The 24,820-nt window shown below is 69.0% G+C and carries 30 protein-coding genes; 18 read left to right on the top strand and 12 right to left on the bottom strand.

Annotated features, from left to right (window positions below; all coding sequences use genetic code 11):
- Positions 1-124 precede the first annotated feature (124 nt).
- The 7 genes from OG715_RS14395 to OG715_RS14365 all read left to right on the top strand — a co-directional run bounded on the left by OG715_RS14395 (position 125) and on the right by OG715_RS14365 (position 7,698).
- Entirely contained in the window at positions 125-1,255 is a 1,131-nt protein-coding gene (locus OG715_RS14395) for a radical SAM protein (protein ID WP_327064143.1), read from the top strand.
- Complete coding sequence (locus OG715_RS14390) at positions 1,252-2,058, top strand: aldo-keto reductase family protein (RefSeq protein ID WP_266269130.1); 807 nt, start codon at positions 1,252-1,254, stop codon at positions 2,056-2,058. The genes OG715_RS14395 and OG715_RS14390 overlap by 4 nt, the downstream gene beginning before the upstream one ends.
- 118 nt (positions 2,059-2,176) lie before the next feature.
- Positions 2,177-3,889 carry a carbamoyltransferase family protein gene (locus tag OG715_RS14385; RefSeq protein ID WP_266269128.1) on the top strand — a complete coding sequence of 571 codons (1,713 nt, stop codon included), beginning with the start codon at positions 2,177-2,179 and terminating at the stop codon, positions 3,887-3,889.
- A complete protein-coding gene (locus OG715_RS14380) occupies positions 3,886-4,692 on the top strand; it encodes a hypothetical protein (protein ID WP_327064142.1) in 807 nt (268 codons plus the stop codon). Before OG715_RS14385 ends, OG715_RS14380 begins: the two co-directional genes overlap by 4 nt.
- A gap of 114 nt (positions 4,693-4,806) precedes the next feature.
- Positions 4,807-5,253, top strand: coding sequence for an NUDIX hydrolase (locus OG715_RS14375; protein WP_266269124.1), 447 nt, complete (start codon positions 4,807-4,809; stop codon positions 5,251-5,253).
- A gap of 439 nt (positions 5,254-5,692) precedes the next feature.
- Positions 5,693-6,979 (top strand): serine--tRNA ligase, encoded by a 1,287-nt coding sequence (gene serS, locus OG715_RS14370; protein WP_266269123.1) that lies wholly within the window; start codon positions 5,693-5,695, stop codon positions 6,977-6,979.
- A 149-nt stretch (positions 6,980-7,128) separates the two neighbouring features.
- The gene (locus tag OG715_RS14365) at positions 7,129-7,698 is read left to right on the top strand and encodes an HD domain-containing protein (RefSeq protein WP_266269122.1); all 570 of its coding nucleotides are present in this window, start codon (positions 7,129-7,131) and stop codon (positions 7,696-7,698) included.
- On the opposite strand, the gene OG715_RS14360 is transcribed toward OG715_RS14365, so the two are convergent.
- Both OG715_RS14360 and OG715_RS14355 read right to left on the bottom strand, forming a co-directional pair.
- Positions 7,686-8,159 carry an NUDIX hydrolase gene (locus OG715_RS14360; RefSeq protein ID WP_266269121.1) on the bottom strand — a complete coding sequence of 158 codons (474 nt, stop codon included), beginning with the start codon at positions 8,157-8,159 and terminating at the stop codon, positions 7,686-7,688. The two genes, OG715_RS14365 and OG715_RS14360, sit on opposite strands and share 13 nt — an antisense overlap.
- Positions 8,143-8,916: an XRE family transcriptional regulator gene (locus OG715_RS14355; protein ID WP_266269119.1), complete on the bottom strand. Its 774-nt coding sequence runs from the start codon at positions 8,914-8,916 to the stop codon at positions 8,143-8,145. Before OG715_RS14355 ends, OG715_RS14360 begins: the two co-directional genes overlap by 17 nt.
- A 95-nt stretch (positions 8,917-9,011) precedes the next feature.
- Here OG715_RS14355 and OG715_RS14350 point away from each other — a divergent pair, with 95 nt between their 5' ends.
- Both OG715_RS14350 and OG715_RS14345 read left to right on the top strand, forming a co-directional pair.
- Positions 9,012-9,710: an HAD family hydrolase gene (locus tag OG715_RS14350; RefSeq protein WP_266269118.1), complete on the top strand. Its 699-nt coding sequence runs from the start codon at positions 9,012-9,014 to the stop codon at positions 9,708-9,710.
- 53 nt (positions 9,711-9,763) lie between these two features.
- A complete protein-coding gene (locus OG715_RS14345; protein WP_266269117.1) occupies positions 9,764-10,282 on the top strand; it encodes a GNAT family N-acetyltransferase in 519 nt (172 codons plus the stop codon).
- A 402-nt stretch (positions 10,283-10,684) separates the two neighbouring features.
- Here OG715_RS14345 and OG715_RS14340 read toward each other — a convergent pair whose 3' ends face one another.
- The 3 genes from OG715_RS14340 to OG715_RS14330 all read right to left on the bottom strand — a co-directional run bounded on the left by OG715_RS14340 (position 10,685) and on the right by OG715_RS14330 (position 14,801).
- Entirely contained in the window at positions 10,685-11,308 is a 624-nt protein-coding gene (locus OG715_RS14340; RefSeq protein ID WP_266269115.1) for an HAD-IA family hydrolase, read from the bottom strand.
- A gap of 214 nt (positions 11,309-11,522) precedes the next feature.
- Entirely contained in the window at positions 11,523-12,782 is a 1,260-nt protein-coding gene (locus tag OG715_RS14335; RefSeq protein WP_266269114.1) for an MAB_1171c family putative transporter, read from the bottom strand.
- 1,143 nt (positions 12,783-13,925) lie between these two features.
- Positions 13,926-14,801 (bottom strand): helix-turn-helix domain-containing protein, encoded by an 876-nt coding sequence (locus OG715_RS14330; protein ID WP_266269113.1) that lies wholly within the window; start codon positions 14,799-14,801, stop codon positions 13,926-13,928.
- Between the two features lie 544 nt (positions 14,802-15,345).
- On the opposite strand from OG715_RS14330, the gene OG715_RS14325 reads away from it, so the two are divergent.
- From OG715_RS14325 to OG715_RS14285, 9 genes are all read left to right on the top strand, one after another.
- Positions 15,346-15,660 (top strand): transcriptional regulator, encoded by a 315-nt coding sequence (locus tag OG715_RS14325; protein ID WP_266269112.1) that lies wholly within the window; start codon positions 15,346-15,348, stop codon positions 15,658-15,660.
- Between the two features lies 1 nt (position 15,661).
- Complete coding sequence (locus tag OG715_RS14320; RefSeq protein WP_266269111.1) at positions 15,662-16,711, top strand: hypothetical protein; 1,050 nt, start codon at positions 15,662-15,664, stop codon at positions 16,709-16,711.
- The gene (locus tag OG715_RS14315) at positions 16,711-17,418 is read left to right on the top strand and encodes an ATP-binding protein (RefSeq protein ID WP_266269110.1); all 708 of its coding nucleotides are present in this window, start codon (positions 16,711-16,713) and stop codon (positions 17,416-17,418) included. The genes OG715_RS14320 and OG715_RS14315 overlap by 1 nt, the downstream gene beginning before the upstream one ends.
- A 109-nt stretch (positions 17,419-17,527) precedes the next feature.
- Positions 17,528-18,100 (top strand): WhiB family transcriptional regulator, encoded by a 573-nt coding sequence (locus OG715_RS14310; protein WP_266269108.1) that lies wholly within the window; start codon positions 17,528-17,530, stop codon positions 18,098-18,100.
- Complete coding sequence (locus OG715_RS14305) at positions 18,097-19,161, top strand: DUF2637 domain-containing protein (protein ID WP_266269107.1); 1,065 nt, start codon at positions 18,097-18,099, stop codon at positions 19,159-19,161. Before OG715_RS14310 ends, OG715_RS14305 begins: the two co-directional genes overlap by 4 nt.
- 83 nt (positions 19,162-19,244) lie before the next feature.
- Positions 19,245-19,469 (top strand): hypothetical protein, encoded by a 225-nt coding sequence (locus OG715_RS14300; RefSeq protein WP_033817820.1) that lies wholly within the window; start codon positions 19,245-19,247, stop codon positions 19,467-19,469.
- 179 nt (positions 19,470-19,648) lie between these two features.
- Complete coding sequence (locus OG715_RS14295) at positions 19,649-20,074, top strand: MobC family plasmid mobilization relaxosome protein (protein WP_266269106.1); 426 nt, start codon at positions 19,649-19,651, stop codon at positions 20,072-20,074.
- Positions 20,071-21,819, top strand: coding sequence for a relaxase/mobilization nuclease domain-containing protein (locus OG715_RS14290; protein WP_266269104.1), 1,749 nt, complete (start codon positions 20,071-20,073; stop codon positions 21,817-21,819). The genes OG715_RS14295 and OG715_RS14290 overlap by 4 nt, the downstream gene beginning before the upstream one ends.
- 114 nt (positions 21,820-21,933) lie before the next feature.
- Positions 21,934-22,332 carry a hypothetical protein gene (locus OG715_RS14285; protein ID WP_266269103.1) on the top strand — a complete coding sequence of 133 codons (399 nt, stop codon included), beginning with the start codon at positions 21,934-21,936 and terminating at the stop codon, positions 22,330-22,332.
- A gap of 59 nt (positions 22,333-22,391) precedes the next feature.
- Here OG715_RS14285 and OG715_RS14280 read toward each other — a convergent pair whose 3' ends face one another.
- The 7 genes from OG715_RS14280 to OG715_RS14250 all read right to left on the bottom strand — a co-directional run bounded on the left by OG715_RS14280 (position 22,392) and on the right by OG715_RS14250 (position 24,728).
- Positions 22,392-22,748 (bottom strand): hypothetical protein, encoded by a 357-nt coding sequence (locus tag OG715_RS14280; RefSeq protein ID WP_266269102.1) that lies wholly within the window; start codon positions 22,746-22,748, stop codon positions 22,392-22,394.
- A gap of 39 nt (positions 22,749-22,787) precedes the next feature.
- Entirely contained in the window at positions 22,788-23,018 is a 231-nt protein-coding gene (locus OG715_RS14275) for a hypothetical protein (RefSeq protein ID WP_266269101.1), read from the bottom strand.
- Positions 23,019-23,044: 26 nt separating this feature from the next.
- A complete protein-coding gene (locus OG715_RS14270; RefSeq protein WP_266269100.1) occupies positions 23,045-23,275 on the bottom strand; it encodes a MarR family transcriptional regulator in 231 nt (76 codons plus the stop codon).
- Positions 23,276-23,376: 101 nt separating this feature from the next.
- On the bottom strand, positions 23,377-23,706 hold the full coding sequence (locus tag OG715_RS14265) for an esterase (RefSeq protein WP_266269099.1): 330 nt from the start codon (positions 23,704-23,706) through the stop codon (positions 23,377-23,379).
- A gap of 94 nt (positions 23,707-23,800) precedes the next feature.
- On the bottom strand, positions 23,801-24,013 hold the full coding sequence (locus tag OG715_RS14260) for a hypothetical protein (protein ID WP_035800215.1): 213 nt from the start codon (positions 24,011-24,013) through the stop codon (positions 23,801-23,803).
- A gap of 56 nt (positions 24,014-24,069) precedes the next feature.
- Positions 24,070-24,345, bottom strand: coding sequence for a hypothetical protein (locus tag OG715_RS14255; protein WP_266269098.1), 276 nt, complete (start codon positions 24,343-24,345; stop codon positions 24,070-24,072).
- A complete protein-coding gene (locus OG715_RS14250; RefSeq protein ID WP_266269097.1) occupies positions 24,345-24,728 on the bottom strand; it encodes a hypothetical protein in 384 nt (127 codons plus the stop codon). Before OG715_RS14250 ends, OG715_RS14255 begins: the two co-directional genes overlap by 1 nt.
- Between the last annotated feature and the right edge of the window lie 92 nt (positions 24,729-24,820).

Below are 24,820 nucleotides of genomic sequence, written 5' to 3'. Positions count from 1 at the left end.
GGGCGAATTCTCCATTCTGGCGGCGCAAGGTGCTCGCAGCCTGAAGAACAGCGCCCACTTCTGAAACCGGCTCAATTCGCGCAGCTCTCTTCCTCGAACCTATTCCCCTGAAAGGCAGGTGCCCGTGAAGCACGAAGCCAGGCAGACATCCCTGAAGGTGATGGACAACCGGTACTCGCCCGGCATGCGCAAATGGAACCTCCGGTTCGGCATCACGTCCCGCTGCAATATCCGCTGCCAGTACTGCCTGCCGGAAGGGAAGCAGGGAGTCATCGTTCAGCCTTCGTTGGAGGAGGCGATCGAGGTCCTGCAGGCCGGCTACGACATCGGCTTCCGGCGGGTCCACTACACCGGTGGAGAGCCGACCGTGAGGCGCGACTTCGTGGATCTGCTGCGCGCCGGCAAGGAGATCGGCTACGACCAGCAGATCGTCACGACCAACGGCTACCGCCTGCACCACTTCATCGAGGAGGCGGTCGACGCCGGCCTGACCCGGGCGATCGTCAGCATCGACACCCTGGACGAGCAGCGCAATCTGCTGATCACCCGCCGCGGCTTTCACAGTGACACCCTGCGCAGCATCGAGCGTTCGGTCGAGCTGCTGCCGACCCTGACGAAGATCTCGTGCGTGACGATGCGCGACACCCTCCACGAGCTGCCCGCCTTCATCGACTACGCTCGTCAGCTGAATAACAGCGGAGGAGCGGGCCAGCTGGCGATCAAGCTGAACCAGTTCTTCCCCTCGAACCCCGCCCAACTCGGCGCTGAGGGCGAGGCATTCTGGAAGAACCAGTTCGTGGAGGAGCAGGCAATCCTCGAAGCGCTCGCAAGAGCGGGTGAGCTGCGGTCGGTGCGGCGGGAGTCGATCGAGGGCGACAACCCGAGCTACAACTACTACGAGATCGGCGACACCGGGGTGAAGGTCGCGGTGCTCGCGATGTTCTCCTGGGACTACCCGTGCGGCGGCTGCTGGAAGCTGCGGATCAGCCCGAACGGGATGACGACGGTCTGCATCAGCCAGAAGAACCCCCCGGTCCTCTGGGGGATGTCCCTGGACGAGAAGCGTGAGACGTTCAAGCGGCTGACCGGCTACCGCGACAGCGAGCAGTTCGACATCGACAACCCGAACCGCAAGCACTACCGCGACCAGCTCGGCGAGCTGCGGTTCGACAAGGTCGTCGGCGAACAGAAGTCGATCGCGCACTTCCGCACCATCTTGACCCGCGAGGCGCTGGAAGCACGGGGCGAGATGTGACGGGCCTAGAGCGCCTGTGCTTCGGCACCTCGACGTTCGTCGCCGGCCGTCTGCTGCCCAGCAAGGACTCCCGGCCCGGACTGGAAGCGCTGCGTACCGCGCTGAAGGCTGGGGTCCGCACGATCCACTCCAACCCGCACCTCGGCACGCAGTGGGCGGTGCGGGAGGTGCTGGACGAGGTCGGCGCCGTTGCCGGGCTCCGCCACCTGGTCAAGGCGGAGTGCCCGCTGCGGGGGGATCTCGAAGCGCGCATCAACACGGCCATCGAGATGTCCACCGGCCAGCTGGGCATCGCCCGGATCGACGCGGTAGTACTCCAGGTTGACCTCAAGCGCACCGAGCGGGCCGAACTTCTCAACGACCACAAGGCGTTGAGGGATTTCTACCGGCACGGCTCCCGGGTCGCGTTCGCTTCCGGGCGGATCAGCGCGGTCTACGCCTACTGCCACGGCCCGGCCGCGGTCCGTGCCGCCCTTCGCGAGGAGTCGATCACGGCCGTCGCCGCCCAGTACCACCTCGCCTCACCCTGGCCGATTTCCCACCTGGCCCAGATCTCGCAGGCCGGCCGCAGCTTCGTCGGGATGTCGCCGCTCAACCGCGGCGCCCTGATCGACCCGCTCGCCCGCAGCGCCAGCACCAGACTCCGTCCTCTCACATGGGCGCTACGTGATCCGCGTGTGAAGACCATCGCCATCACCATGTCCTCACCGAAGCACGTCAACGAAGTGCTCGACACCGTCCGGAACTCGCAACGCTCAAGGCCCTCCGGTCCCCGCACCGGACTCAAGGAGGCCCTCCTGTGATGGACCTCGCCCTGCCACGAACGGCCCCCGAGAGCCACGTCCAGGCCGACAGCGTGACCCTCGCCTTCAGAGCCCTGCGCCCGTGCATGGGAGGCCGCGAACGGATCGGCAGGCGCTGTTGACTCTGACCCTGGGGCTGAACTTCGGTACCCACGACGCGGCGGCGGCCATCGTTCACAACGGGACGGTGGTCGCCGCCGTCGAAGAGGAGCGCCTGAATCGGATCAAGAACACGAAGGTGTTCCCCGAGCAGGCGATCCGGGCCTGCCTGAACCTGGCCGGCGCCCACCCGCAGGACCTCGACCAGGCAGCGCTGTTCGTCGACCCGAAACTCCACCTTCTCCTGGCGCCGTCGAACCTGCACTACGGCACACCGGCGTCGATCGGCTCGCTGCTGTCCGACCTGGACAAGTACCGTACCCGGCGCAGACTGCCCCACATGGTTCGCCGCAACGGCCTCTTACCGGGCAACCTGCCGCTCATACCCGTGCCGCACCACCGGGCGCACGCCGCCAGCGCCTACCTGACCTCCCCCTTCGACGACGCCGTGGTCGTCACCCTCGACGGCCGCGGCGAGTACGAGACCGCCGCGATCTACGACGGCACCGGCGGCCGGATGACGAGGCGCCATCACATCGTCTACCCGCACTCGTTCGGATACCTGTACAGCGCCCTGACCCGGTACCTCGGCTTCCGGCCGCAGAGCGACGAGTACAAGGTGATGGGCCTGGCAGCCTACGGAGGCCCCCAGTACTTCGACCGGATCAGGCGCCTCGCCTGGTTCGACCAGCGCACCGGCCGACTGCATCTGAACCTGCGCTACTTCGACCACCACCGCCGGCCCAGCGCCCAGCGCAACCTGTTCAGCCCTGCTCTGGTCGAACTCCTCGGGCCGCCCCGGCGCCCCGAGGACGCGATCACCGATCGGCACCGCGACATCGCCCGCGCCCTCCAGCACCTCCTGGAGCAGCTGGTCGGCTCCTACCTCGCCTTCGCCCAGCGCCTTGTACCGCGACGATCGCTCTGCCTGGCCGGCGGCGTCGCACTCAACTGCGTCGCCAACGCCACGGTGATCGCCTCGGGTCGGTTCGACCGGATCTTCATCCAGCCCGCAGCAGGCGACGCCGGCACCTCCATCGGCGCGGCGCTGGCCACTGCGGCCAGCCCAGTCCGGCGCCCGCTTCGACACGCCTTCCTCGGCCCCTCCTACGACGAGGAGACCATCCGCTCCGCCCTGAGCGGCATCCCTGCCTACCGGTACCGGGTGCGGCACACGGCCGAGCCGCACCGGGAAGCCGCCCGGCTACTGAGGGAAGAGAAGGTGATCGGCTGGTTCCAGGACCGCATGGAGTTCGGACCGCGGGCGCTGGGAGCCCGCAGCATCCTCGCCTCCCCCCAGCACGCCACGACCGCTTCCCGGATCAACGCCATGATCAAACAACGAGAGGCGTTTCGCCCGTTCGCGCCGGCCGTACTGGCAGAGCACGCCGACGACTTCTTCGCCCTGCCGTCCGCCGGCGCACTCGTCTACCCGTACATGCTGGCCACCGGCACGGTGCACCAGCAACAGCGGGATCGCATTCCAGCCGTGGTCCACGTGGACGGCTCAGCCCGCGTCCAGACCGTACACCGGGACACAAACCCGCTGCTGTGGAACGTCATTGACGCCTACCACGAGCTTTCGGGTCTACCCGTCGTGCTGAACACCTCGTTCAACGGCGCGGACGAGCCGATCGTCTGCACCCCGAGCGATGCGGTCAGCACCTTCCTGCGCTGCGGCCTGGACGCGCTCGTGGCCGGCCCGTACGTCATCGAGGAGACCACCCGTTGAACCACCCCGGCGGCATCATCCCCACCCCCTTACGCATAGCGGTGGAACGAGAGTTCGGCCCCGTCCTACACTTCGAGGAGCGCCCAGGAGGCCACACCCCCGGCATCAGCGCCGCCCTCACCCTGGCCCACCGACGCGTCTTCCTCAAGGCGATAGCCGTCGGCCACCCGCGGTCGAAGGACCACCAGCTGGAAGCCGGGATCAACTCCGTCCTGCCAACCGGCCTTGGGCCCAGGTTGCTGTGGACCGACACCGTGGACGGCTGGCTCGCCCTCATCTTCGAGCACGTCGACGGGCGCCACCCCGATCTGAGCCCGCGTTCACCGGACATCCCCATGGTCCTGGAGAAGATCACCACGCTGATCGACCTCCTGACCCCGAGCCCGTTCGCCGGTGCCGCTGCGATCAGCGACCACCGTGCCTACCGGACAGCGCCGGCGGAACTTCTTGCCGGTGGCACGTTGCTCCACTGCTCCCCGCGGCCGGACAACCTGATCATCAACAGCGAGGTCCACGTGATCGACTGGGGCTCCAGCCGCCTGGGGGCGGGCTGGTTGGTGACCGCGTTCATGGTGCCGCACTTCATCGTGGCCGGGCACAGCCCCCGCGGCGCCGAGGCACTCGTCGAGACCGTCCCGGCCTTCAACGCGGCGCCGCGCGAGGCCGTCACGACCGTCGCCCGGATCCTGGCGACCTACTGGAGCAGCCGCATCGACCACTACCCGCCCGGTGCGCTGTACGACTACCGCGTCCGGGCCGCCCATGCTGCCAGCCGATGGGCGGATCACCGCGACACGCCGTAGACGGACGGCTGGCCTGCGGCGGTCCCCGCCCTGGGCCAGCCAAGGCACGAGAATGACCCTCAATCCGTAACGGCCCCAGCTCACCCTGAGCGGTCCGGACCTGAGGAGCAGTGCATGTGCCGCAGCATCCCGCCGTCCGTCCTCGCCCCCGTGGAGGACGCTGCTCGTGACGGCATCGAGCGCTTCGGTGCAGGGTGCCTGATCCGCGACCGTGGCCGGGTCCTGCTCCTTCGACGGAAGCAGGGTGACTGCATGGCGGGCCAGTACGAGTTTCCGTCCGGAGGCGTGGAACCCGGTGAGAGCGTGGAGGAGGCCGCTCTGCGGGAGACCCTGGAGGAGTGCGGCCTGGCGGTGACGATCACGGGCTACCTCGGCTCCGTCGACTACACCAACCGCAAGGGGCAGCGAGGCCGGCAGTACGCCTTCACCGCCACCGCGCCGAGCACCGAGCCCATCATCCTGAGCGAGCACGACGACTTCATCTGGGCCAGGCCGAACGCCCTGCCGCCGAACGTCTCGGACGCAGTGCGCGGACTGATCGCGCTGGCCGAGCGGCGCTGATCAGGTTCGACGGCCGGCCCTCACGAGAACCGTGGCACGGAGGCCGCTGAGCCGGCAGTGCACTGATCCGTGCCCACAACCGAGACGTCACTCAGGGTGATCGGCCGAATCTGGACGGCGATTCTGCGTTGCTCGTGGCGCCCTGGGCGTTCTATCCTCTGGGCAACGCGCTGACGGAGACAAGTAGCCGCAGGGCACGCGAGCCGAGAGAGCTGCCGGCAGCTGGGAAGGCAGTCTCGCGTCCTGGGGTGAATCCCCTCCCGAGTGCGGGGAGGAACGGCCGATTGCGGCCCAATGCCCCGCCGGTTCGCTCCCGTTATCGAGCTGTCGAGGCCGTCATCTCCGGATGACGGCGAAGGCGTGGTGGCACCGCGAGTTCCCTTCTCGCCCACGCCCCCAAGGGATCACGTCGGACTCCGACTGATCGATGGGACCCGAAATGCTAGACATCACCGTGATCCGTGAGCACCCCCAGCGCGTCGAGCGCGCGCTGGCGAAGCGAGCCGTTCACATCGACCTCACCGCCTTCCTCGCCCTGGACGAGAAGTACAGGCATGGCACGACCGAGGTCGAGACGCTACGCGCCGAGCGCAAGCAGATCTCTCGCGAGATCGCGCGGCTCGACCCGGCGGACCCGGCCGCCGTCGCCAAGCGCACCGAGGCAACCGAACTCGGTACCCGCCTTGCCGCACTCGAAGAGCAGCTCACCGCCCTGGCCGGCGAGCGCCAGGCATTCCTCGACCAACTGCCCAACCTGCCCGACGAGGACGTGCCGGCCGGCGGCAAGGAGCAGAACCAGGTCGTCCGCGAGCACGGCACCCGGCCGGCCTTCGACTTCGAGCCGCACAATCACGTCGATCTGGCCCGCCGGCTGGGGCTGATCGACTACGAGCGCGGGGTCAAGCTCGGCGGCACCGGCAACTGGGTCTACCGCGGCAACGGCGCCCTCCTCGAATGGGCGCTGCTCAACTTCTTCATCGAGACCCACGTCCAGGACGGCTACGAGCTGATCCTGCCGCCGCACCTGCTGACCTATCAGGCTGGCTACGCCGCAGGACAGTTCCCCAAGTTCACCGAGGACGTATTCGCGCTCGAACAGGGTCCGGCCGGGCCGCAGCGGTTCCTGCTGCCGACCTCGGAGACCGCGCTGGTCAACCTCCACCGGGACGAGGTCCTGACGGAGGACGAACTTCCGCGCAAGTACGTCGCCTACTCGCCCTGCTACCGGCGCGAGGCCGGCAGCTACCGCGCCGCCGACCGTGGAACCCTTCGCGGTCACCAGTTCAACAAGGTCGAGATGTTCCAGTTCGCTCACCCCAACGCCTCCGACGCCGCCCACGAGGAACTCCTTACCAAGGCAGCCAACTTGGTTGAGGCACTCGGCCTGCACCACCGAATCACCCGGCTGGCCGCCGAGGACACCAGCGCCTCGATGGCCAAGACCTTCGACGTCGAGGTCTGGCTGCCCAGCATCGACGGCTACGTCGAGGTGAGCTCGGTATCGAACGCCCGGGACTACCAGGCCCGGCGCGGCAACATCCGCTACCGCCCCGCAACAGGAAAGCCCGGCTACGTGCACACCCTCAACGGCTCCGGGCTGGCGACCAGCCGCCTGGTGCCGGCTCTGCTGGAACAGCACCAGCAGCCGGACGGCACCGTCGCGGTTCCTCCGGTGCTGCAGCGCTGGCTCGGCTGCAAATCCTTGACCCCGGCAGCAACGAGGTAGTCGTACCGCCGGCAGGCCCGGAACAGCGCATCCGGGCCTGCCGTGCAGGAGAGGCCGCTGCCTGGGCCATCGCTACGGCGGTGGCCCAGACAGTGCGTGCCCTCCTGCAGCAACGCATGCACCAGGCGACAGGCGGGGAGGCTGACACCGTGACGGAGACCTTGCCACAGTGGGCGCGGCGGATCGCCGAGCAGGAGCTGGCGGACACCCTGCCGAGGCGGTGGTCGCACTCCCAGGGGGTTGCACGCCAAGCCGAACAGCTGGCCGCGGTCGCCGGGCCGGATCATGGCCTGCTGGTCGCAGCCGCGGTGCTCCACGATGTCGGCTACGCACCCCGCCTGGCGTTGACGGGCTTTCATCCCCTCGACGGCGCCCGATTCCTGCGGGACGAGCACGGCGCGGACGCGCGTCTCGTGCGACTGGTGGCCAACCACTCGATCGCCCTGCTGGAAGCTGGGGAGCGCGGGCTGCGCGAGACGCTGGAGGACGAGTTCCCGATGCTCGATGACCAGGTGCTGGTGGACGCCCTGATCTTCTGCGACATGACCACCACTCCCGACGGAGGGCCGACCAGCGCCCGTGACCGGGTCGCGGAGATCGTAAACCGGTACGGAGTCGGGACGCTGGTGGGACGGTTCATCCAGCGCGCGCAGCCGGAGCTCGAGGCGGCGGTGGCCCGCACCGAACACCGGCTCGCCGTCGCGAGTCAGCCGAGGTAGGGGTACCGGCCACTGAGGAAGTGGCCGATCTGCTGACGCATGCTCGGGTGGATGTCGTACTTGTCCAGGTCGACCGGCCGCACCCAGCGCACACCGTCGGCCTCTTCGTTGATCGTCGGGGTACCGCCGATCGGGCGGCCGATGTACGCCACCTCGAACTGCTGGCGGGCTTCGCCGTTGCTGCTGTAGACGACGATGTGCTCCGGGTTGGAGTAGACCCCAAGCAGACCGGTGATCTCCGCCTTGATCCCGGTCTCCTCCTCGCACTCGCGCACCGCGCAATCGGCGGCGGACTCGCCGATATCCTGCTTCCCGCCGGGCAGCGCCCACTGCCCGGTGTCGCGGCGGCGCTGCAGCAGGATCTCGCCGGCCTCGTTCTGCACGAGCAGGTTGCTCGCAGGGACCAGCGAGTTCGCCGCCGGTGCGTCCGGATCGCCGTAGTACTCAGTCCTGCCGGCCATGAGACTGGCTCCCCTCCGTGTCGTTGGTCCACGGCCGGGCGGAGCCCCAGACCGCGTCGAAGCTCTGAGCGTAGCCGTCGAACCAGCCCAACTCGCCGTCCTTCTGAAGGTGCAGCAGCGGGTTGGCGGACGCTGGTCGGCCCCAGACATGCGGGTTTACCAGCAGGTCGTCGTCGTAGCGGAACAATGAGCTGTACAACGTGGTGTCGTGAAGGCGGATCTCGCAGCCGGACGTGCCCAGCAACGGCCGGTAGTAGGTCAGCGAGGCGCCGATCTTCGCTGCGAGGGCATCGCCGATGCCCTCCTCACGTCCGCGGATCGCCACCGCGCGACCGTGCGGGTCACCGAAGCACAGCCGGACCTTCACTCCGGCCGCCGCGCGCTGCGCCAGCATCGTGGCGATGCGCGGGTTCGACTGGGCGAAGAACGTCCCCGAGAACACCAGCACGTCGATGCCCTGCTCAGCTTCCAGCAGCAGGGAGAGCCACAACTCCCGCGGAACGCTGGCACGGTCAGGGTAGGTGGCCACGAGGCCGGCGCCGGGACCGGTGACCTGCGCGGCTCGGGGACGGGGCTCCGGCCAGAGGAAGGTCTCGTCCACCTGGAGGTGATGGGCAACAGCCCACCGGTGGCGAGCATGGGGTACGCGACCGCCTAACCAGCGGATCACGGTCTTGGGGTCCACCTCGCAGACCGTAGCGAGTGCCGCGGGGGGCACGCCGCGTTGGGCGAGTGCGGAGCGCAATCGCTCGTTCACAGCCGATATCCAACCGGACCCCGCCGGGACTCGCAAGGACGTCTTGGGACGCGACGCGGCCGACGATTGCCCGACGTGCTGCCTACGCTGACCCAATGGCGCTCATCGTCTTGTGGGACATCGATCACACCCTCATCGACAACGGGGGCGTGAGCAAAGAGATCTATGCCAGCGCGTTCTCGTCCATCGCGGGGCACCCACCCGTGGCGCCGGCAGCGACAGACGGCCGGACCGACCGCCTGATCATGCGCGAGATGTTCCTCCTGCACGGCCTGGCAGTGCCGGAATGGCCAGTGGTGAATGGTGCCCTTGAAACGGCCGGGCGTCAGCTGACGGCCGCGCTGCGCCGCCGAGGGTGCGTCCTGCCAGGCGTGAGAGAGACGCTGGAGTCGGTCCAGCGTGAGGGGTGGCTGATCAGTTCCGTGCTGACGGGGAACATCGCCGAGAACGCCAGAACGAAGTTGTCGGCATTCGACCTTGATGGCCTTGTGGACCTGGGAGTGGGTGCCTACGGAGCCGACGATGTGGAGCGGCAGGCTCTCGTCCCGGTGGCTCGGCTCCGGGTGAGCCAGGCATGTGGGCTTCCCGTGTCAACCCCCGTCGTGCTGGTCGGCGACACTCCCCGCGACGTGGAGGCCGCACTGGCGAACGATACGGAGATCATCGCTGTCGCCACGGGCGTGCACAGCGCCGACCAGCTACGAGACGCTGGCGCCCACGTGGTCCTGGCTGACCTGACGGACACGGACTCGGTGATCGATCATCTTCACCTGATGGCAGCTGGACGCCGCTGATTCCTGTTACCCGCCTCGCCGAGGGGCGGGTAACAGACCGGAAGGACTTCAACATGCTGATCCGAGAAGCGGTCGCCGGCGACGGTCCAGCGCTGGCCCGAGTGCACCTTGATGCTTGGCTGGTCGGGTACGCCGGCCTCATGCCGCAGGGCCTGCTCGACGCGACGACGCTGGAGCGTCGCACGGCAACGTGGCAACTGACCTTGAGTAGGGACCGTGACCCGAGAGAGAAGATCTTGGTCGCTGAGGTGAGCGGAGCTCCACTGGGCTTCGCTCACGTCGGTCCTGGCCGCGACGCGGACGCGGACGGCGCGGGAGAACTCTGGGCGCTGAACGTGGCACCGCAACAATGGGGGAACGGCCTGGCATCCAATCTCGTCCGAGCAGCTCACGACGTCCTGCACCGCGACGGGTTCGACAAGGCGACGCTGTGGGTGCTCACCGCCAACGCCCGCGCGCGCAGACTCTACGAACGGCACGGCTGGTGTACCGACGGCATCACCCGCGAAGAAACGATCAGGGGCTTCACCATTCCCGAGCTGCGGTACACACTCGACCTACGATCGAGGTGAGTTGTCACATCGCAGGTAGTGGACGCCGAGCGCTGCCGGCACCGGTGTGCTCGCCTAACCTGGCCGATGCCGGCGGCGAGGCGCCCGCAGGCCAGGTCCGCTAGCCTCCGCTTGCTAGCGGACCTGTCCGGCTTGATCGAGCACCGTCGTCGGCAGGAGCCAACCCGGGGTCAACCGCCGCAATGTCAGCAGCATCGCTGCCAACGTCGAGACGAACTCATCGCCGCCTACGGCGCCAATCCCGAAGACCTGATTGCAGTCGGCACCGAGGCCCGCGTCTACGCCTCGGCGACGACCGGTTGCCGGTACGACAGCGAGGGGACCGTAGCGGTGCCCCGGCAGGGGAACAACGCCGCGGTCCCTTCGCTGTTCTTGACCTCGGACCTCCGAGGCGCCGGCCTACTACGCGGTGAGGTCCACGCCGAGCAGGTCGGAGAGAGTGGCGACCGTCCGCGTGGGGTCCTGGTTGTGCACCCCTGCAAGGCCGAGCTGCTCCGCTGCCTGCACGTACGCCTCAGTGTCGTCGACGAAGATGCACTGCTCGGCCGGCAGGTCCATCAGCTTGAGCGTAACCTCGAACAGCTCCGGGTCGGGCTTGCGCATCAGGTGCTGCTCAGAGATCACCACGACGTCGTACAGCCGCTCAAGCTCGTAGCCGTCGTACAGGTCCCAGGGGGCCAGTCCCACGCTGTTGGACAGGATGCCCACCTTGATCCCCGCGCGCCTCGCTGCAGCAGCCGCGTTGATCAGCCGCGGCTCGGGGCGCAGGTCGCCGAAGATGCGGCCCATGAGGTTGTCGGGGGACACGCCCAGCATCTTGCCAGCGAACTCGTTCCACTCAGTCTGGGAGACCGCGCCACGCTCAAGGTCACTGGTGATCCGGACGCCTGTCTCGTCCTTGTACAGGGCCGTAAGACAGGCGCCCTGCGGCAGGCCCTCGCGCTGCTCGAAGGCGAGCACTGCCGGAAGCAGCGGCGTGGTGAGCACTCCGCCGAAATCGAGGATGAGGCCAGTGCGGTTGGACATGCGGGAACTCCATTGATTGCTGAGAATTCGGACGCCCATCCAGAAAGGACGGCATCACAGCCCCGGCTACATATGGTGACGATAGCAACTGTGCGTCGCAGGCCAGGGCGCACCTACGGGCGGATGAAGACCTACTAGCCCGCCCACCCACGGTACCAAACCAGTCCACGAAGCGGATGGTGCTAAATCTCACTCTCCGACCCGTTCAAGATCGCTACGTTGCGGGCCGGATCATCTTGGGGCATTCTTCTTCGAACTCCTCTCCTGCCGCGTACACGAGAAGCTCCTGCGCCTGGTCCTCAGTAATATTCGAATAGGCCGCGCTGACGCGTGCGAGCCACGCCGCTTCGCTGTCGGTATCAACGAAGGGCTTCTCTCGCAGAGGGACGGAGGCGTCCACACTTGCAGGTGCGGTGTCAACGGCCTTGAGTGCGGCCTTAATCCAGTACGCCTCTGCGGTCGGCTCAGGATCGGAATGCGAGGCGGTAAAATCCTCTGCGGCGAATATCAGGCCCCGTGGAGCGTAATAGCGCAGTTTCTCACAGGCGTCAGCAATATCCTGAGTCCACCGATCGAGGCGGACGTCAATCGGAACGCGCACTTGCATAAATTCCGTGAGGCGCTTCCCAGGTGGATACAGGCTCGTCCCAGGAAATGCCTCCGCCAGGTCGAACCAGAGCGGATAGATCCGGTTCAGGGTACGCCACGTCTTCCATCGGCCCACTACCGCGCGACTAGTGGGAATGCTCGCTCCAATAGCGACGATAAGGAAAAGTAGGTCCATCCATAGCGATTCGGCGTCTACGACGAGCTGCACTGTGGAGGGACTCAGGGGGAAGATCACCGCGACCCACAAGAGTCCGGGACGGGCCAGTGAATGGACAAGCCCCATCCACATCGCGACCGCCATCAAAGTCAGCCCGATGCGCATGCTCGCACACTCGGCCTGCCGCGCCGCTCTCGTCCACTGGTAGCCGCAAACTGCAGCCGTGACAAGCGGGAAGAAGTAGAAGACGCTCATATAGACCGCGACGCCCCACTGCCCAGCGTGGTCGATGAGGAAATCTTGGCTCTGCACCCTGCGGTCCACCACCGTGAAAAACAGGACCGTGAGCAAAACGACGCCAACAGCCCCAGCCCTATAGGACGCACGGGCGATCCACCGCGAGACCACTACGTGACGGGGCACAACTGCCTCCGTGCTCTTCCCGTAGCTAGTGGAGACGTAGGTCAGGGCTGCGATGGTCGCTGCAGTGCTGGCAAAATGTCTCAGCAGGGCGTCTAGATCCACCACGGGAATGCGATCTACGGCACTCATTACTGCTGGCGTGTACAGCCACAGGGCTACGGCGAATCCTGCATAGCCGCCCCACAGTGCCCGGCGGTGAAAATCGCCGTAACGAACCGCAGGGAATCGCCATACGGCGATTGCGGCCATCACTATCGCAGTCAGGTATTTAAAGTACTCGAACATGTAACCAGTGGTTGTCTGTGCAGACTGCCTACTTGCCGACCGGAAGGTCGACTGATGACAGCCTTAATTGCCAGCAGATGGACTGTTTGATATGGAGTGAATCGCAAGGCTGGCGTTCTCGCCTCCGTGGTCGCCGCGCGATCGCGGCTAGCGCCTGCGTCGTGGCGGAGCAACTGGGTGGGCGAGCGAGGACTCAAGGAGACTAACCATGTCATCTCCCGCGATCGACTGGCGGCGAGCCAATCGCTTTATCAGCGAGGCTGAAAGCTCGGCCTGCTGCTCCTCGGGGCTGCCAAAATCTACGCGCCCTTGCACCAGAGTTGACGGGAAACGACGAATTACCTCCTGGCGAATCCGCTCAGGGACGTATCGCTCAACCTCCGCCGCCGTCAGGGTAGTCCCGTGGTCCAGCCACTCATGTGCGAGCTCATGGAGGATGATGTGCTCGGTTTGATTTCGACTTGTACGGCGACGATAGAGAATGATTGTGAACTCCGGCGCCTTGACGCGGAGGCCACATGCCGTGCCCAGCCCCCCATCGGGGTCATCCAGCGGCACTAGCCGAATCTGGCGACCCAGCGCTCCCTCCATCTTTCGCACCAGCGCCTCGATGCTGAATGGAGCTGGGGTGGGGAGGTCGGCGAGCAGTTTCTCGCATTCCTTCACAAGTGCGCGCCGTGAAGGGTCTCTACGCCAACGCATAGTCGCTCCATTGAAATGCCACAGGTTTTCACCGCCAGCCCCATCCTGATGCTCGTACGCGAGGCGCTAGTAGCTAGGAGAACTGTGCTTGAGGTGTACTAAAGCCGATCGGCGGCCTGACCCAGAGCTAATCGTACAAGGATCAACGTGTGATACGACCGGACCGGCATGTTGCGAAGATCGCACTACTTAGCGTGATAATTCCAAGATCGAAATTGCACGGCGGAGTCTTAATTGATCTTTGAATACTTCTGACGCGAGACCGGTCCCACCGCGCCATCCGGCTGCTGACCGGGTGGCCTGTTCGCTTCCAGGACAAGCCCGTTGTCCGCGTACTGCGGCAGGGCTCAGCTGAGTCGCGCCCGTTGGTCGGCATGTCGAGGAGGGCGCCGGCAGCGCGCGTGGGGTGCTCCGGGTTCGCCCGGCGGGCGCAGCTCGGCGTCAGTCCCCGTCCTGCACCTCGGGCAGCTTGTGCCGCAGCTCCCCGACGAGATTGTTGATCGTGGCCATCATCTCGGTGGACAGGCCCCCGCCGTTGCCGCGTGCAGCAAGACCGAGGATCTGTCCCCGTTGGATCGAACCGAGGAAGCGGATCGCCTCCAGGAACTCGCGAGCCGCTGGGTTGACCTCGGCATCGTCCTGGAAGAGGGCGGCGTCGACCTGGAGCGCGTCGGCCAGGCCGGCGCGCACCGCATCGGAAGCGTCGGTCGTGGCGCCCGTGCGCAGGGAGGCGATGTCCTCGACCGTAACGACTGCCTCGCCCGCGTGAGCGTTCACGGCGCGCGCGATCTCGTCGTCAGACGGTGCCTCCTGGCCCGCGTATCCGTGCTCCAGGAGATAGTTGATCTTCTCGCCGATGGTACGGGGGGCCGGTGCCTGCTCGTGACGGGAGGCGGCGGGCCGAAGGCCGAACGAGCAGTCCTGGGCGGCTAGCAGCACCGCCTCGGTCACCCCGTACGCCTCGGCGAGCGGTAGCACGTAGGCATCGCTGAGCCTGCGCCGACCGGACTCCGCGTTGCTCACTGGTGCGCGGCTCGTGCCGATGATCGCGGCGGCTTGCGCCACACTGAGGCCGGCATCGCACCGCAGAAGCTGCAGGTCCGCCGGGCCGTCATGGGGGAAGAGAACATCGAGCGGCTGACCGAGCGCGGCTGCAATCGCGGGGAGCTTCTCGCCCTTGGGGTGGTCTTCGCCGTTCTCCCAGCGCGAGACGGTGGGCCCACTGACGCCGACCTCGGCGCCCAGCTCATCCAGGTTAAGGTCCATGCCCCGCCGGGCAGCGCGTACGCGCTTGCCGTCGAATTGACGTGGGGGCACATGAACTCCAGCGGGGTGATGAGCGGGCAGGTCGGGGCGGTGTTGAGACCACTGTAGCCCAGGCTTGATACATCTGCGCAACTAACGTACGTTTCTGTATCGCGCCGCTGGAGGGGCTCCGCCTCTCCAAGGCGCCAGCCTCTGGCGACCCGTGTGCATGCTCCCTTGTTGCGGTCACTTGCGCAACGGGCCGCCGGATTCGGCAATCACGTGGCGCCGACCGGTCGTGGAACGACTCCCGACACCGGCCGTCGCGAGCCCGGCCCGACCCGTACTGCCCTGCGGAGTAAGGGATGGACTTGCCGCACGCGTCTACGTATGTTCGTCGTCCCCGCAGGGCGGCGCCCAACGAGCAGAGGGGAGAGGCGGTGCCGCAGAGGGCGAGCCCTGCACGAATCAGGGCGAAATGAGACCGGCGCCCCGGAGCTACCAACTCCTGGACGCCGGGCCAGCACCCGAGGGTGCCGATCACAACTCGCGAGCGGCGGGACTTCTTTTGCACGAGAGACCGCCGCGCGCGCTCCTACGAATCCAGGAGTATCGCATGCCCAGTCTTTCAGGGGAAGCCCGCTACGCGGCGCCCAGCCAGAGCCAGCAGCGGCTTGGCGTCCAGCTCGCGGACATGATCCCCGGCGCGGCCAGCGTCCACGTCAGCCTGGCCGACCCGAAGCGCCGGTGGCCCCACCCCTACACGGTGGCGATCGACGAGCGCGGCGAGCAGCTCGAGCTGAGTCGCACCACCACCAAGGTCGCGGCCCGCTGGGTGCAGCGGACCTGGCCGGAGGCGGACTGGACCCGCCCGCACAGCGTCGACCTCGCCACCGGGCAGCTCGCTGTCACCGCGGTCCGGGGCCGCTGACATGGCCCGCATCCGATCGGTCAAGCCGGAGACCTGGGTCTCCGAGACGCTGGCCGAGGTGTCGATCCCGGCCATGGTCACCTTTCTCGGGATGACCAACCATGCCGACGACCACGGCCGCCACCGCGACAACGCGGCGATCGTCTACGGCCTCGTCTGGCCGATGCGCGAGGAGATCAGCCGCGCAGACGTCGAGGACCACCTGCAGCAACTCGCCACCGCTGGAGCGGTCTGCCGGTACACCGGTTGCGACGGGCGGCGGTACTTCCACTACCCGACCTGGCGCAACCACCAGAAGATCGACAAGCCGTCGCTCAGCCGTCTGCCGGCCTGCCCGCACTGCGAGCCGGAGCGGTGCGGCGTCTGCAAGGGCTCCTGCATCCAGCGGGCCGCCCTCGCCGACACCCCGGGCACGGTGGCCGAGGCCGCCGCGAGCGCTCCCCGAGTGTTCGCCGAGGCTTCGACGAACACTCCCGCAGCCCTCCAGCAGCCGAACGAGCCCCTCCCGGCTGCCACCGCGCAGACGGCTCCCGCCGCCACCAGAGCAGCCGCTCCGGCGATCGACGCCGAGCCGCAGCCCGTCCCGACCTCCCAGAAAACCGCAGGTCAGACGGCATTCGCCGAAGCCTCCCCGAAGGCTCACCGAAGCCTCCCGGAGCCCTCGGCGCCTGGATCTAGGATCTTGGATCCTGGATCTTCTTTCCCTACGGGGCGCCAGGCGCCCGACGCGGACACCGTCTCGGCAGGCCAGCTGGTCGGCGAGTACGTCGCCGCCTGCGCCGAGCGCCCGCCGGGCAGCGTGATCGGCCACCTCGGCAAGGTCGTCAAGACCCTGCTGGACGAGGGCATCGCCGCCGACCACGTCCGCACCGGGCTGCGGCGCTATGCCGAGATCCAGGGCCACCCCTCCCGGCTCCCGAGCCTGGTCAACGACGCCATGAACGCACGAGGCGCCGGTTTGGCGCGGCCGGGATTCCGGCCTAACGTGCCCGCTCACCAGGCGTGGACCAACCCGGTCGACGCAGCCACCGCCTACGCCGAGGAGCTGTGATGCGCACCCACCGCGACCCGCAGACCCTCGCCGACGCCCCCTCGGTGCTCGACCGGATGGCCCGCATCCTCGCCGCCCGGGGCATCGACCAGCACGCGGTCGACGCCCTGCCGGACGAGCCGGAGCCCTACTCGGCGGAGGAGGCGCTGTCGGCCGGACTGCCGCCGCGCTACCGCGACGCGCTCGCCACACACCCGCAGGTCCTGGCCTGGGTACGGCAGATCGCCGCCCAGGCCACCGCCCCGAGCACCGGCGCCCGCCGCCAGGTAACCACCGGCCCCAGCCTGCTGATGGCCGGAGTCGTCGGCGCGGGCAAGACCCACGAGGCGTACGGCGCCGTACGCGCCCTCGTGCAGGCCGGCATCGGCGTGCGCTGGCGCGCCACCACCGCTGCCGACCTGTACGCCGAGCTTCGGCCCAGCTCGGACACCGACTCCGAGCGGGTCCTCGCCGCCTACAGCCGGGTGCCGCTGCTGATCCTCGACGACCTCGGCGCCGCCAAGTCGAGCGAGTTCGTCGAAGAGCAGACGTACCGGCTGATCAACCGCCGGTATAACCACATGCTCCCCACCCTGATCACCACGAACCTGCAGATCAGGGATCTCAAGGCCCACCTCGGTGACCGCGTCACCTCCCGGCTCGCCCAGATGACCACCCGGGTCGAGTTCGAGCTGGTCGACCGCAGACGCCTCCAGCGCGCCGCCTGACGGCCGCAGTGCCCGGCCGCCCTACGGCGCGCCGCCAGACCTTCACCGACCCAGCGCCCTCTCCGCCGACGCCGACCTCGCGCGCGGAGAGCGATCGGAGCAACCCCGCATGACTACCACGACCAGCCCTGCCCGCCACCGCTCGCTCGGCGACCACACCTGGCAGGACCAGGCCGTCTGCACCCCGACCGAGTACAACCCCGTCGACCCGGAGACCTTCTTCCCCGGGCCGGAGGAAGCCGACAAGATCGCCACCGCCAAGGCGTTGTGCGCCCAGTGCCCGGTCGCCCGCATCTGCCTGGATGCCGCCCTGGAGACAAGCGACACCCACGGAATCCGGGGCGGCTACACAGAGGAGGAGCGCGAACCCCTGCACGCCAAGATCAACGACCGCCTCGACTACAGCCGCGTCAACGCCACCCTGGCCGGGCGCGACATCTCCCTCACGAAGGCCGAGCGCCGCGCGGTCGTCCTCGCCGGGTACCGCCAGGGCGTCCCCGTCGACCGCCTCGCCCGGCTCCTCAAGATCAGCCCGGAGCACGCCCTCAAGCTCTACCGCGAAACCCGCCGCGCGATCCGCCACCGCCAGATCGCCGAGGAAGCCACCCGCGCCGCCTCGGCCGCCCACGGCACTACCAGCACCGCGCAGCTGACCTGCGCCGACTTCGGGACGGCCGCATGAGCACCGCCACCGCCACCGCCCCGACCGCCGCCCGCGTCACCGCCTGGGACCGGGCCGTCGTCATCGCCCTCGGCGCCTCCGGCTGCGCGCTGAGCTTCTCCGCCCTCCAGCAGATGGCCGTCGCTATCCACGTCCGAGGCTTCCTCACCTACCTCTTCCCGATCATCGTCGACGGCTTCATCGCCTACGGGGTCCGCGCGCTGCTGGTCCTGCGCACCGCACCGCTGAGGGCCCGGATCTACGTGTGGACGCTCTTCGGCGCGGCCACCGGTACGAGCCTGTGGGCCAACGCTCTGCACGCCGTCCGGCTGAACGAGCAGAACACGACCGCCGGCCTCCGGCTGGGCGACACGGTGGTCGCGGTGCTGTCCACCATCGCTCCGCTCGCCCTGGCCGGGGCCGTCCACCTCTACATCCTCATCGCCCGAGGACCGGTCAGCCCCACCGGCCGGGACGGTCACGCTGACCGACCGGCCGAAACTGACCGGGGTCAGGACACCCCGGACCGAGGTCAGGTCACCGCCGAGGAGACCGGACTGACCGGGCATCCGGTGGCTCTGGCCGCTGGTCAGGACAGCGCCGGTCACCCCGCCCCCGGTCAGCCGGTCAGCGGCCCGGTCACCGCCACGGTCAGCCGCCCGGTCACCGACCTGACCCCGCAGCCGCAGCTGACCCCGGTCAGCGCGGTCAGCCTGACCAAGCCCTCTGACCTGGGCGGTCACCCGGACACCGGCCAGCCGGTCACTGACCGACCGCCAGTCGAGCCGTCGGTGACCGCCCCGCCGGTCAGCCCCGCCGAGGCCCCCGGTCAGCCGGTCGAGCCGCCGGTCACCGCCCCGCCGGTCACTGGCCGGGACGCTGACCGCCGCCCTGACCTGGACACCGAGGATCTGCTGAAGATCGCACGGCAGGCGGTCAGCCAGCAGGACAAGCTGACCCGCAAGGTGGTCGCCCAGGCGATCCGCGGTCAGCAGATCCCCCTGTCCTCCGACACCCTGACCCAGCTGATGGCCCAGCTGCGCGAACAGCACGGTCAGCCGGCCGCGGCCGACCGGAACTGACCAACCGCCTGACCGCCGGAGTGACGACCAGGTCATCCCGGCGGTCACCCACCCGCCCCACCGCCGAACGGGAGCACCCCACCATGCGCACCACCCCCGCCACCTGGGCCGAGGCGGACTCCTGGCTCGCCGTCCTCACCCAGCGCGGCCACGTCCACCGCGTCGAAACCGGTCCGGACGGTGCCCGCAGCGTCCAGCGAGGCCGGCACTCGCGCCCCTGGACCCTCCACCACCCCGTCCTCGCCCTCGACTTCGTCGAGGACCTCCTCCTCGAAATCCGCCAGCGCGACAGCGAGGCCAGCCGGTGACCGCCTCCGACCAGGACGGCACCACGCAGGCACCGGAGAGTGACCGTGATCAGGCTCCAGGCGGAGCAAGTTATGGGGTAAGGAGTCCTTACCCCGCCTCCGCCCCGAACGGGGCGGAGGCTCCCTGCTCGGTGGCAGACCCAGGGGGGCCTGCCACCGAGCGGGGAGTCGGCCCAGGGGTGCCGACCACAGAGGAGGAGGAACCGCTGCACGTAGCGAGCTCCGAGACCGCCCGCCGACGCTCTCGCCAGAGCGTGCCGCGCACCAACCGTGTCTGCCCCCGATTCAGCGACGCCGAGTGGGCGCTCCTTCAGCAAGCAGCCCAGCAAGCCGAACTCGCCCCCGGCGGCTACACGGCCGCCGCCGTCATCGCCGCCGCCACCAGCAACGACCCGACCGCCGCCGTCGCCGACTACCGGCGCGGCATCCAGGAACTCATGGAGTCCAACCGCCAGCTCGGCGCGGTCGGCAACAACCTGAACCAACTCGCCCACTACGTCAACGCCGGCGGCCAGCCGGGTGCCGGCCTTCGGCAGCTGCTGGCCCGCGTCGGAGCCTCCATCGACGCAGTCGACGAGGCGGTGGCCTGGATGGTCCGCCGGTGATCCCCAAGATCCGCATCGGCACCGACCGCAGTTTCCCCCTCGTCAACTACCTCTTCGGCCCCGGCAAGGCCAACGAGCACACCGATCAGCACCTCGTCGCCTCCTGGAACGACTTCGCACCTGACCCGGGCCCCAACCCCGAACGACACCAGGTCGCCAAACTCGCCGATCAGCTCGACCAGCCGGTGAAGGCCCTCGGCGACCGCGCACCAGCCAAGAAGATCTGGCACTGCTCCCTCCGCACCGCCCCCGAGGACCGCCACCTCGACGACGCCGAGTGGGCTGCCATCGCCCGCCGCATCGTCCACGCCACCGGCATCGCCCCAGAAGGCGACACCGCCGCGTGCCGCTGGGTCGCTGTCCGCCATGCACCCGACCACATCCACATCGCCGCCACCCTGGTGCGCCAGGACGGCCGCCTCGCAAACCTCAGCTTCGACCGGCCCAAAGCTCAGGCCGAGGCCCGCCTTATAGAGAAGGACTACGGCCTGCGTCAGCTCACCCCTGGCGACGGCACCGCCGCCCAGACCCCCACCAGCCAGGAACGATGGAAGGCCGAGCGCACCGGCCGCACCGAGACCCCTCGCGAAACCCTCCGCGAAGCCGTACGCCAGGCCGTCGCCGGAGCCGCCACCGAGGATGAGTTCTTCACCCGACTGCGCGAGGCGGGCCTTCGCGTGAAGCTCCGACATGCTCCCTCCGGCGACGTCCTCGGCTACAACGTCGCCCTCCCCGGAGACCGGAACGCCAGCAAGGAGCCCATCTGGTTCTCCGGGTCCAAGCTCGGCCCCGACCTCTCGCTCCCGCGGATCCGCCGCCGCCTGACCGACGGCCCCACCCACGGCGAGCCGCCGCGCTCCGGCACCAGCCGCAACGGCCCGTCAGCACCCGCCCGGAGCAGGCGGGACGCCGCCGGCATCGCCGAGCGCGCCACGGCCGTCCTCAACGAAGACGACGACGAGGCCGCCGCCCAGCTCGTCGGCGCCGGAGAACTCCTCGACGCACTCGCCCAGACCTCCCCGGCCGCCAGCCGCGCCGCACTGCGGGACGCCGCCCGGACGTTCGAGCGAGCCACCCGCTCCCACGTCCGAGCGGAGAACGCCGACATCCGTGCCCTGCGCTCGGCCGCCCGCGGAATAGTCCACGCCGGCGGGGCGCTTGGTCGTGGAGAGGACGGCGGTGCCACCGCCATGGTGCTCTCCACCCTCGTCCTGCTCACGCTGGCCGCTGCCCGCTGGCACTCCGCCCGAGGACACGCCCAGCAGGCAGCAGCCTCCAGCCAGGCAGCCGACCACCTCCGCGCCGCCTACCAGCAGACCGCCACCACCCCCATGCGGGCGATGCGCGAGAAGGGCCAGGCATTGCCCGAGCCCGAACGGCGTCGTCACGAAGCCACCATCCGAGCCGCCCTTGGCGAACCGGAGAGTCGCACTGGCACAGACCGCCGGTACGACGCTCTTGCCGCCACCCTCGCCGAAGCAGAGAAGGCCGGCCACGATCCGAAGGCCCTGCTGGAGGAAGCCACCTCATGGCGGGAACTCGACACCGCTCGCAACACCGACGACGTGCTGGTCTGGCGAATCCGACGCATCGCCGACCTGCCCTCGATCCCCAGCTCCTCCGACAAGCCGAAGACCGGTGCCAGCCAGGAAAGGCCGGTAGCCGGCCGCTCGAACACCCGCGCGGCTAAGCCTGCACCCGCCCGCCCGGCCGCTGACCCCCGACGTCCGGCCCCCCGGCGCTGACCAGCTCGCCCGGCGGACACCCTCCGTCCGCCGGGCCGGCACCCAGAAACCCCTCGACACCCACTTCCACCGGGTGTTAGGGAAGAACCTGTACTGCGAACGGAGAGCCAGCCCGTGCCCAGAACCGCCGAACAGCCCGCCAGCACCGTCCCGGCCGCGACCGTCGTTCAGCCGGCGGCCAGCGACCCCCTGCTTCAACTGGAGTACGAGACAGAGCCGCCCAGCGGGCCAGACGCGATCCGCGGAGCGCAGTGCCCCCACGAGCTGGCCCTGCGCGGCATGCCGGTGGTCTGCTCCGGCTGCCGGGCTCGGCGCGACTGGCTGCTCATCAACCACCGCCGCAACGTCTGGGTCCGCTGCCGCTGCGGCCACCAGTGGCTGGAACCCGAGATCACCCGCAAGGACTTCGACGCGATGCTCACGGACCCGAGCTGGACGTACTACCCCACCCTCGCCCAGGGTCAGATCGCCCTCGGGTTCGACGGCACGTTTGCAGGGCTCTACGTCGAGTAGGGCAGAGCGAAGGGGACCGCCACCAGGCCGGTGGCGGTCCCCTTTCGCAGCGGAGGCGATCAGCGCTCGATGTCGGGCGTGCTGCCGGACATGGGCAGGCTGCCGTTTCGGCTCAGCCGGTGGAAGCTGAGCCGGACGGCGGCCGGGCGCAGGGCAAGCTCGACGGCCAGAGCGTCGGCATCGAGGGCGGGCTCCCGTCGGAGCCGCTCGAGGACGAGCTGGTCGGTCCTGGCGTCACCTGCTTGCGCAGTCCAGTACGCGGCGAGGGCGGCTCCGCCCAGGACGGCCAGGCCGAGGGCGCACATCGCGTAGGAGGCGGAGAGCGCCGCGACGATCGCGGTGGCTGAACCCAGAACGGCGAGGAGGCCGTACGCCACAAGGGCGTACGGCCGAGGTCGGGACGGGCGGTCGGTCATGAGGCTGAGTGGTCCTTCCAGACCGGGCCGCAGCCGTTGTCAGCTGCGGTGGGTCGACTTGGGCAGTTCTCCCCGGAAGTCACAGCCGGGGCACTCGTCCTCTCCCTGGATGTGGCCTTCGTACCAGCCGTGCACGGCGGCGTGCAGGATCGCCTCCTCGATGGTGGCCTCGCCCGTCTGCACCGAGGCGACCGCGTTGGCGACGACCAGCTGCAGCACGGCGGAGTCCGGAGACGGGAACGGCGGGGAGGGCATCGAAGAGGCGCTCATGGGTGGAGAGCGTAGAGCTTGACGGGTTAGCTGGCAGCCGGGTCGGCGGTCTCGGCGGTCAGGTCGCTGCGGTAGCCCTGGCCCCGCGGTTTCCAGGCGGCGAAGGTCGCGGGCTTCCAGCGCGGGCGGTCCGGGATGCTCTCGTCGTCGGGTGAGGGCAGGGCCCCTCGGCTCTTGCGGCTGCGGGCGGCTCCGACACTGATCCCGAGGTGCGCGGCGACCTCGGCGTAGCCCCAGAGCTGCTGGTCGTCGGCCATGGTGTTCCTCCTCGGTGTTCCGGTGACGAGGGTACGCGGGATGGGCGGGCGTACGGCAAGGCCGCCCTGCCGGTGGCGGGGCGGCCTGCTACGGGGGCCGGTCAGAGTTCGGCGAGCCGGTTGGAGAGGTTGAGAGCGGCGGTGGCGACGGCGAGGGCCGAGCACAGGCCGGTGACCTCGCGGACGGTGGGGCGAACGAGGTGCGGCCAGTCGTCGGGGGCGGCGTGCCAGGAGCCGAGGTGGACCTCGGTGGTAGCCAGGCCGAGGCGGGCGGTGACGTCCCAGCCCGCGCAGCTGGCCTCCTCCCACCGCAGGCTGATCCGGCCGAGGGGAAGACGGGGAGCATCGGCGGGCAGCCACAGGACGCCGACCGGGTGGCTGGGGTTGGTGGGTGCGCTGCGGACGAGGGCACCGCGGACTCCGGCCGGCATCGGCCGAAGGGCGAGACTGTCGAGCGGGTGGGCGGTTCTGGGGACGTTGCGAGAGGTGATGCGGTCCTCCTGGCTCGGTGCTGGTCGGGGGTGGTCAGGCCCAGGCGAGGTGGTTGCTGACGGCGTGCGGGAGGTAGCCGTCCTGGCCGTCCTCGCCGATGTAGGCGATGCCGTCGTGGACGACGACGTCGGTGCCGACGTAGTGGGCGAACGGGAAGTCGGGGTTCACGGCGAGGCGGATCCGCAGGTTCGGGTCGAGGTTCTGGAGCTGGGCGAGCAGGTCGCGGACGGTGAAGTACTGGGGCACGGCGGGTCTCCAGGCAGATCGAGGGGCGACGGTGGGCGTGGGTGAGCCGGTGGCGGTCACGGGAGGTCGAGCCGGAGCAGGCCGCGCAGGACGGCCGGTCCGGTCGGGGCGGGCGGGGTGTGGGTGGCGAGGTGCCGCTTGCGGGATTCGTTGACGTAGCCCTTGGCGGAGCCCTTGAACTCCCAGGCGCCGCACGTGCAGATGGCCTGGGAGTAGCTGCGGCCGGGGCAGTCGGGATGCAGCGGCTTGCCCGAGCTGGTGTGCCTGTGCTCCGGCGGGCAGACGGAGTTGTCGGGGTGGTGGTTGGTCAGCGGTGCGCGGTGGGCGGCCATCAGGTCATCTCGGTCGGTGGTGCGGTTCGGTGGGCAGCAGCCAGACGGCGGCGGGGCTGGATCAGGACGAGGTCGTCGGCGGGCCACGGGTCGCAGGTGTCCCACGGGTGGCCGGTGGTGAGGACGACGGTGCCGTCCGGGCCGTGGACCTCGGGGAGACCGCAGACGCCGCAGCCGCACGTCGGGTCGTACGGGCTTGGCCGGGCACGGTAGGGGCCGGAGGCGAAGTAGCTGCTCCGTGGAAGCCGTGCGGGCTCGGCGGGGTCGAAGGCGGAGACGATCAGGTTTCCGGCGCGGACCTGGTCGGCCCGGACGATCCGCAGGCTGTCGCTGGGGATGATGAGGCGGCTCGCGGGGTGCTCGGTGGTCGCGGTGACCACCACCGGGTGGAAGTCGGCGTGGTGGGTGTGCGTTGCTCGCTCCTTGGCAGTTGGTGGTCTCTCCGTGGGCCGTGGGACCGGGGCGGTCCTGGTCA

It is taken from the genome of Kitasatospora purpeofusca, assembly GCF_036010405.1.
Lineage (GTDB): Bacteria > Actinomycetota > Actinomycetes > Streptomycetales > Streptomycetaceae > Kitasatospora > Kitasatospora purpeofusca.
The sequence above is the reverse complement of the archived record's forward strand: the minus strand, read 5'-3'. Positions and strand labels throughout refer to the sequence as shown.